11 protein-coding genes are annotated in these 6,698 nt (G+C 39.4%); all 11 read left to right on the forward strand.

The features are described from left to right. Positions 1-437 precede the first annotated feature (437 nt). The 11 genes from B0184_RS05055 to B0184_RS05105 all read left to right on the forward strand — a co-directional run bounded on the left by B0184_RS05055 (position 438) and on the right by B0184_RS05105 (position 6,531). A complete protein-coding gene (locus tag B0184_RS05055) occupies positions 438-1,019 on the forward strand; it encodes a Panacea domain-containing protein (RefSeq protein WP_078177625.1) in 582 nt (193 codons plus the stop codon). Between the two features lies 1 nt (position 1,020). Then, a complete protein-coding gene (locus B0184_RS05060; protein WP_078177626.1) occupies positions 1,021-1,452 on the forward strand; it encodes a terminase in 432 nt (143 codons plus the stop codon). A 113-nt stretch (positions 1,453-1,565) separates the two neighbouring features. Next, positions 1,566-2,234 carry a hypothetical protein gene (locus B0184_RS05065; RefSeq protein ID WP_078177627.1) on the forward strand — a complete coding sequence of 223 codons (669 nt, stop codon included), beginning with the start codon at positions 1,566-1,568 and terminating at the stop codon, positions 2,232-2,234. 9 nt (positions 2,235-2,243) lie between these two features. Beyond that, positions 2,244-2,960 carry a hypothetical protein gene (locus B0184_RS05070; RefSeq protein WP_078177628.1) on the forward strand — a complete coding sequence of 239 codons (717 nt, stop codon included), beginning with the start codon at positions 2,244-2,246 and terminating at the stop codon, positions 2,958-2,960. A 205-nt stretch (positions 2,961-3,165) separates the two neighbouring features. Then, positions 3,166-3,417, forward strand: coding sequence for a helix-turn-helix transcriptional regulator (locus B0184_RS05075; protein ID WP_244165760.1), 252 nt, complete (start codon positions 3,166-3,168; stop codon positions 3,415-3,417). A 13-nt stretch (positions 3,418-3,430) separates the two neighbouring features. Next, positions 3,431-3,775: a hypothetical protein gene (locus B0184_RS05080; protein ID WP_078177629.1), complete on the forward strand. Its 345-nt coding sequence runs from the start codon at positions 3,431-3,433 to the stop codon at positions 3,773-3,775. A gap of 5 nt (positions 3,776-3,780) precedes the next feature. Then, positions 3,781-4,431: a Rha family transcriptional regulator gene (locus tag B0184_RS05085; RefSeq protein ID WP_078177630.1), complete on the forward strand. Its 651-nt coding sequence runs from the start codon at positions 3,781-3,783 to the stop codon at positions 4,429-4,431. A gap of 105 nt (positions 4,432-4,536) precedes the next feature. Then, positions 4,537-5,046, forward strand: a complete 510-nt coding sequence (locus tag B0184_RS05090; protein WP_078177631.1) for a hypothetical protein — start codon at positions 4,537-4,539, stop codon at positions 5,044-5,046. Continuing rightward, a complete protein-coding gene (locus B0184_RS05095) occupies positions 5,036-5,488 on the forward strand; it encodes a hypothetical protein (protein ID WP_078177632.1) in 453 nt (150 codons plus the stop codon). Before B0184_RS05090 ends, B0184_RS05095 begins: the two co-directional genes overlap by 11 nt. Before the next feature lie 111 nt (positions 5,489-5,599). Then, positions 5,600-5,881 (forward strand): hypothetical protein, encoded by a 282-nt coding sequence (locus B0184_RS05100; protein ID WP_078177633.1) that lies wholly within the window; start codon positions 5,600-5,602, stop codon positions 5,879-5,881. A 224-nt stretch (positions 5,882-6,105) separates the two neighbouring features. Beyond that, complete coding sequence (locus B0184_RS05105) at positions 6,106-6,531, forward strand: hypothetical protein (RefSeq protein WP_078177634.1); 426 nt, start codon at positions 6,106-6,108, stop codon at positions 6,529-6,531. Positions 6,532-6,698 lie beyond the last annotated feature (167 nt).

Here is a 6,698-nt window from a genome sequence, read left to right on the forward strand (position 1 = left end):
AATTGGCGGATTAAAAGATGATGATAGATGTCGAACGAATCCACCAGATGTAAAAGGTACTCCCAGAGGGGTACGCCTTGCCACGGGGTAAGGTACGCGCGGTAAACCGCAGTTTTTTGACCTCTAGGGCATCATCATCATTCAAGCCAAAATAACTGTTTTTAGTGGGGTATCAGCCATTTCCTGATACCCTCTCACACACAAGGTGGGGGGAGTTTTTAAAAGAAAGTAGCAAGCCTAAAGAACCGCCCGCCCAATCAATTTTTTACGCACGACAATTTTTCAGAAAATATAGGAACAATATGAACCAACCGCAAAGTTAAAATTTTCAACCTTACAAAAAATCCGCCAAATCCGACCGCTTGAAACTGTTTAAAAAATCAGTAAAATAAACCTAATCGAACCTTAGAGAACCAAAAAAACAAAAGAGGGGAACAATGTTCAACGAATTAAAAACTGCTCAAGCGTCCGCTTATTTATTGCATAAAGCGGGGGGAACAATGGAGCATTTAAAATTGATGAAATTGCTTTATCTTGCTGATCGCTTGAGTTGGAAAGAATACGATAAATCAATTACTGGCGATGAGTATTACTCTTTGCCTTATGGCCCAGTACTTTCTAAAACCTTGAACCTTATTCACGGGGAAACGCTACCACAATTAAGCGGGAATGCGACCGTATGGGATAATTGGATCAAAGACGATGCAAATTATTGTGTAAGCCTAGCAAAAGAAATTGACGAAAATGACGAATATTTTTGGGGCTGTTTATCTCTTAATGATGAGCAAATTTTAAATAGAGTTTTTGCTGATTTTGGGCATTTTAAAACGTTCGAGTTAGTGGAATATACGCACAACAAAAGACACGTACCAGAATGGCAAGACCCGAAAGGCAGTAGCAAGAAAATTAAGTTACCCGATTTATTAGCACACTTAGGCAAAAGCAAGGCACACATAGCGGAGATATTGCAAGAGCACAAAGAGCAAGAGGAAATAGACCGCTTATTTGCGGGGCTTTAGTATGCGAAAAATCACGCTATTGCTACCTACTTTCACAGGGGATAATGACGACCTCAAGCATTTATTTTTTCTACTTACTGATCCGTGTTTTGATGGGGAACTAAATCAAGAAAATGCAATTTTGCTTGTTAACTGCTCAAGCGTAAAACCAGATAAACCGCACGATAACGCTTGTTATATTGAGCAAGGCGAGCACGAATTTATAAAACACAGAAGTTATATCGTTTACAAGCAAGCGAGAATAGAAACGCTAGAAAAAATCGAGCGAGGAATAAGCATAGGGCGATTTATCAAAAAAGAAATTATCAATGACGAGCTTTATAAGCGAATTTTAAAAGGGGCTTTTACTAGCTCACACATTGAAAGGCGGTATATCCGCTTTATTAAATCAGCAATTGCTCAAAACGCTTGTCTTGATGTAACCAATTTATAACCGAATAAGTGTAGATAGATGACGGAGTAGCTACCGCATTGAAAGGGATAACCCCTATTTATCCTTTCTACACGCCTTTCACACAGATAGGGGCGAACGTATAGGGGCGTTTTATGGATAATCAGCAATTTATCCTTTCATTTCAGAATAATATCAATCCTTTAATTAGTTTAAAGAATCTACTGCTTGAATTATCAAATCACACAAATAAACATATAAGCAAAACGGCTCAAGATGTTATTTCTTTAATTATTGGCTACACAAAGAATAGAGATTATATAAATTCTATTGCTTACTGTTCTATTTATGATTTGCGTAATCAATCCATTTCGACAAATTCAATGATTTCAGATTTTAAAGATGCTTTAAATTATGTTAAAGAGCCGTTGGAGAAAGCAATAATAAAAAATAGCGTAGATATTGATGAATTAGAGTATCTAGCGATAAATAGACGGGAATTTATGGAACGGTTGCGGGCGGTTGATATTGCTTTATTAAATAGAGTAAACACAGCACCACCAATAAGCCAAAATCGAGATGACTACATAAGTCTTTATGACTTGATAGAATGGGCGAAAACCACAGGCAGGCATAGCAATTACAGCGACACCGCAAGCGACCTATTGCGAATAATAGACGGACAAACCTTGCAATTATATAGAGCCTATGGCGGTTTAAAGCCTAGCATTGATAAAGATAATTTAAGATTAAATCTAGCGTTAAAATTTGTGTTAGATAATGACGGGTACGATGTTAATTTTGATACTGAAATTCCATTTTAGGCGGAAAAAATGCAACGGAAAGATTTTAATGACTTACTTTTAAACCGTGAAGAAGTAGAAAAAATAATAGGAATGACAATCACGAAATCGAATGCTGAGGACAATTATTTAGAAGATTACCGAATGTACCCAGAATTATGTTTGCATGATGTTGTTTGCTTGTGTTTAGGTTTGCATCCTAAAGATTGGAACGCACACCAACACCCGCGATATACTGTAATTCATGGAGCATTACAACAGGGAGCAGAAACAGGACGCTTACCAAGCAGGAGAGAATCAGACTATTATGAGGGAGATTTGTATTATATCACGCACGACACCGCTAGAGAGTGGGCAAAGGCTAACGGTTTAAAATGGGATGTTCCACCATATAAACCCGTTACTTTTGAAAATGAACCACTTGATAAAAATCACCTAGAAACCCGCAACTCACAACTAGAGCAAGAAATCGCACGCCTACAAGCCGAAAACGAGCAACTAAGAGCAATGCAAGAGGTTGATAATGGCGGAAAGGTTGCAACGCTTTCAGAATACGAGGGCGAATTACCGCCAAAAACGGACGCTGACAAATTGGCGGATTTTATTGAGCTAGTTTTTAATCCTGATTTGCTAGATAACGGGAAAATTCCTACTTACAGCCGTTTACACACCAAGCTAACGGCAAAGTATCGAGATCGAAAAATTACCGCCAAAAACACCATTAAAAAATATCTTAATCAATTCTAATCAATAAAAGCTAGTTCATTCTAGCTTTTTTTATTACCTAAATTTGTTCAATATCTATCTAAAAAGTTCATTTGTTCAACGACCTTGTTCAATTGTTCAAAACCCACAAAACCGCCTTAATTCCTCACACAATACCCACCGAAACCGAAAGCAACCAAAAACGGCTTTCTACTTCCTTTTTAACCATAACTTTTGAGGTATGTAAATGACAACAGCAACCACTACCACTACACCGCCAACAGCTCAAGTAATGGCGGATCGCATTGTTAGACGTAATGAGGTTTTAAAAATGCTAGGTATCGGGCGAACCACTTTAACGGACTGGCAGAATCCGAAATCTGCCCGCTATCGTCCCGATTTCCCGAAAAAAATCCCTCTGGGCACGAATGCGGTTGGATATCTGGAGAGCGAGATCAACGCTTTTATTCAACGCCTAGCAAGCAATCGCAAAGCATAGAGAGGTTGCACAGATGAGAAAGCTACATTATCCAACTAATCAAGCAAAAGCGGCTACTGCCTTGCTAGAACACCCAAAAGGCATAAGCGGTCGTGAATTAAACGTACAGTATTTTATGAACAGCGGACGCAATGAAATGGCGAAGTTTATTCGTGTTGATGGCGTATTACTAAATAAAGTGAATGGCGGTTCAAACAATGTCGGCACAGGCGGAAGAGATTTTTTAATCTACTCAATCCCGAATAAAAAACAGGCGTTGAAAGTTATCCGAATTCTTAACGAAGAACGAGGGAAATGCGGACTACCACCGCTTGCCGATGAAGAAATGAATCAGTATCTATTACATTTTAAGGAGTAGCACGAATGACAAAACAAGAACCCGAATACGTATTTTCAAAACTCTTTCATAGCGAAACAATCGCAATGACCGACACTTTGAAAGTGGCTGAAGTTTTTGGAAAACGACACGATAACATTATTCAGACTGTAAAAAATCTTGATTGTTCTGATGAATTCCGACTCCTGAATTTTCAGGCGTCCTATTACCTCAATGAGCAGAATAAAAGACAACCAAAATTCAATATGACACAAGACGGCTTTACATTTTTGGTTATGGGCTTTAGAGGCAAGAAAGCGGCCGCATTCAAAGAGGCATACATTAAACAATTCAATGAAATGCGTGATTGGATAAGCAAGCGGGAACACCTAAGCACGAACCAACACATTTTAAACGATGCGATACAGATGCGATTTGATGGCGAGCACTTTGCTTACAGCCGAGAGAACAATCTGGTTTATATCGTTGCACTAGGCACAACCCGCAAGAAATGGCTTGCTGATAACCTTTACCCGAATGATGTAGAGATTCGTGAATGCTTGAATGCTAAACAGTTGCAACTTGTTGAATTACTGACGATAGAAAATGCAGTATTCATCAAATTGGGAATGAATTACACCGACCGAAAAACCCGATTACTAGAAACGGCATTACATTTTGAACGCAAAGGAAACTAAACGATGATCCCCCAAAACAGGGGAACGCAAATGAAATGACAATCCAGATTGTATAAAACGACAATCCAGATTGTATAAAACGACAATCACAAAGGAAACTAAACAATGACCCGAAACAACCCAATCACACAACTAAAAGCGTTAAAGGCACAAATGCAAGCACAGAAACGCACAGAAAGCACGTTAAAACCGAAAGGCAAGGCAAACGCTAAGGCAAGCGAGAAAAACGCTCACAAAGCGAATGAGCAACGATTTTTAGCAGTGGCACAAATTAGTCGAATGTTCGACCAAACCAACGCAAGCATTGAACACTGTAAGCTGAATTTCCCTGACTGCTACCATCACAAGCACCATTTAGCGAAAGAATGCGAGAAAGTAGCTCAAATGCTAGATGATGGTGGTTTGCTACTTGCTCAATTGGTTCAGTTGGCGGGCTATCAAACCTTAACGGCTGAACAAAAAACCGTTCTAGCAAACTTCAAAGCGGTTAAAAACTACCTCACAGGCAATTTCAGAGCTACCGCCAAGCACGTGAAAGCGGTAGAAGATGGCACGGCTACTAAGTGTTATAGAGAGCGATTTATTAAAGATGAGGTAAAGCAAAATGACAAATAAAATCAAATATGACCTATCTCCACAAGGCATAGGCGAACTGATGAAAGCACCGATTAGAGCTACATTAAGCTTTCTAGATTTCCCGTATATCAGACTGCAGAAAGAAGTGGCTGACAATGGCAAAGACTTTTATTTAGGCGTTCTAGTATTAGAGCTAGGGAATGAAATCATTATCGAGATGGCGGGGGCGAATTACTTCAAAGAGGCTTTGGCTATCATCGCTTACCACCAACAGATGACTTCAACCCCGCTTTTAATTGATGACGAGGTAGAGCAATCTGTTAGATATTTCTATGAACATTCACAATATGGCGATGGTGTGAACCCTCTTGTAGAACATTGCACAGGTACAGAAATCACGCTTGAAATGATGACAAAGGCGAACCGCCAAAAGGTAGATTTGTTATTCACTGAAAAACGAATAAAAGAGGGCAAAGAATGAGCGGGCAAATGCGAGTAAGTTATTAAATAATAACACTAAGATCGCACTAAGGGCTGATGAACAAGATCAAGATTAGATCAAGGTAACGCATTAAAGAGTGTGAGGAATGAAATGCAATGTATTAGAGCTAAAACAAATCACTTAATCAGACGGCAAGCAATCAAACACTACTTACACGACAAGCGGGCTGATGTATTTACGTTTATGAGCTTATGGAATGATGAAGAGCCTTATCCACTGAATGAGTTGATCATCGCTCAATTGTTTTTCGTGGACGAACTCAAGGCAGATGCGAAAAACCTGAAAGAGCCTGAATACATTCAGAGCTTAATCAGAAGTGAGGAATTGACTTTGCAAAGACTACAGGCGTTACAGAAACAACGGGGAGGATGATGAGTATTTATTGGAGTTTCGGGATCAGTACGCGCGTGCGCGCGAGGGGATTCAGATTGGGAAACAACGAGCAAAAAAATCGTTATCGTATGAAATGTACGAATTTAATCGTATGAAATGTACGAATTGCCCAATTTAGGCAATAAAAAGACTGTTCCAGACAACTATATGCAACGATTTAAACAAACGCCCACGTGGTGGGCACTAAACTCACTAGGTACATTATGGCAAGTTATGCGAAAAGCAAAGGCAGAGCGGAAGATGTAGGCAAGTTAAAGCAAGCTTTAAGCCGTAGCACGTTTACACCGTTACGACACGATTTAATCAACAGTGAGCAATTCAAAAATCTGAGCTTGGCCGCCAAATCGGTATTCTTCCACTTACTAGGCAAATACAACCGTTTGAATAATGGCGATCTCTCTGCGCCACTCAATCGGGCAAAGGAAGAGTTTAACCTTTCAAAAAGAGGCTTACAGAAAGCAATTGAAGAGTTGAACGAGCATCATTTTCTGGAAGTGACACGAGTTGGCGGAAAGAATCAATGTTCACTGTATGCTTTAACGTGCTTTCCACTCAACGAAGTAAACAAGGAAGGTATTTTCCTCAAAGCAACGAGAGAACCTAGCGATAAATGGAAAGATACTGGCTAACACCTACTGGCAATGGTAACAAATTTTGGTACTGGTGGATTTTGCCCAAAATTAAACCGCCCACATAAAACATCTCTATTTTTGGCATAAATACACAGATAAAAAACAAGATAAAAAATAATATGCCTATGGCATATATATATATAGGTGGCTACCTAGTAGCCCAA

Source organism: Haemophilus paraphrohaemolyticus (genome assembly GCF_002015045.1).
Taxonomy (GTDB): Bacteria; Pseudomonadota; Gammaproteobacteria; order Enterobacterales; family Pasteurellaceae; genus Haemophilus_A; species Haemophilus_A paraphrohaemolyticus.

Bases quoted from the DNA above. Each gene is read 5' to 3' on its own strand.
- B0184_RS05090 (WP_078177631.1), top strand. From the start codon at position 4,537: ATGACCCGAAACAACCCAATCACACAACTAAAAGCGTTAAAGGCACAA.
- B0184_RS05070 (WP_078177628.1), top strand. From the start codon at position 2,244: ATGCAACGGAAAGATTTTAATGACTTACTTTTAAACCGTGAAGAAGTA.
- B0184_RS05055 (WP_078177625.1), top strand. From the start codon at position 438: ATGTTCAACGAATTAAAAACTGCTCAAGCGTCCGCTTATTTATTGCAT.
- B0184_RS05095 (WP_078177632.1), top strand. From the start codon at position 5,036: ATGACAAATAAAATCAAATATGACCTATCTCCACAAGGCATAGGCGAA.
- B0184_RS05075 (WP_244165760.1), top strand. From the start codon at position 3,166: ATGACAACAGCAACCACTACCACTACACCGCCAACAGCTCAAGTAATG.
- B0184_RS05085 (WP_078177630.1), top strand. From the start codon at position 3,781: ATGACAAAACAAGAACCCGAATACGTATTTTCAAAACTCTTTCATAGC.
- B0184_RS05100 (WP_078177633.1), top strand. From the start codon at position 5,600: ATGCAATGTATTAGAGCTAAAACAAATCACTTAATCAGACGGCAAGCA.
- B0184_RS05105 (WP_078177634.1), top strand. From the start codon at position 6,106: ATGGCAAGTTATGCGAAAAGCAAAGGCAGAGCGGAAGATGTAGGCAAG.
- B0184_RS05060 (WP_078177626.1), top strand. From the start codon at position 1,021: ATGCGAAAAATCACGCTATTGCTACCTACTTTCACAGGGGATAATGAC.
- B0184_RS05080 (WP_078177629.1), top strand. From the start codon at position 3,431: ATGAGAAAGCTACATTATCCAACTAATCAAGCAAAAGCGGCTACTGCC.
- B0184_RS05065 (WP_078177627.1), top strand. From the start codon at position 1,566: ATGGATAATCAGCAATTTATCCTTTCATTTCAGAATAATATCAATCCT.